Here is a 429-nt window from a genome sequence, read left to right as displayed (position 1 = left end):
CCCGAGATGGAGTTCGCGGGTGCTATCGACGAACTGGGCGCACTCCCGACGCGCGACGAGTGGACTATCGCAGTCCTGCCGAACGACAATATCGGTCTGCAACGGTACGACCGAGTCGACGACACCTGTTACCCGCTTGTCGAGGGTATTGAGGACCGTAGAGACAGGTCCCGCGACGAAAACCCCCACACCGAAGGCGGGGAAGACACCGGTCCAGATGCGGTGCAACCTGACGACGGCGACGACAGCGACGGCCTCTGGTCCGACTCGCTGCTCTGATTCACAGTGCCGCTACAACTGTACTCTTTTGAGGAAGTCGGTACGGACAATCCACAGTCAGAAGCCATAAGTGAGTCAGGGGATTCTGTCGGAATGCGCGTCTGCTGCCATCACAATTAGCATTCGCGCAAAGGGCCTAGGCCCCTTTGA

At 59.2% G+C, this 429-nt stretch carries 1 protein-coding gene; it reads left to right on the top strand.

Features of this window, described 5'->3' with window-relative positions; translation table 11 throughout:
• Positions 1 to 279 (top strand): hypothetical protein (locus tag DVK00_RS21110; RefSeq protein ID WP_147435963.1); only part of this gene is annotated, 279 nt, incomplete at its 5' end.
• Between the last annotated feature and the right edge of the window lie 150 nt (positions 280 to 429).

This window comes from Haloarcula sp. Atlit-47R, from assembly GCF_003665985.1.
Taxonomy (GTDB): Archaea; Halobacteriota; Halobacteria; order Halobacteriales; family Haloarculaceae; genus Haloarcula; species Haloarcula taiwanensis.
This window is presented reverse-complemented; position numbering and strand designations above follow the sequence as displayed.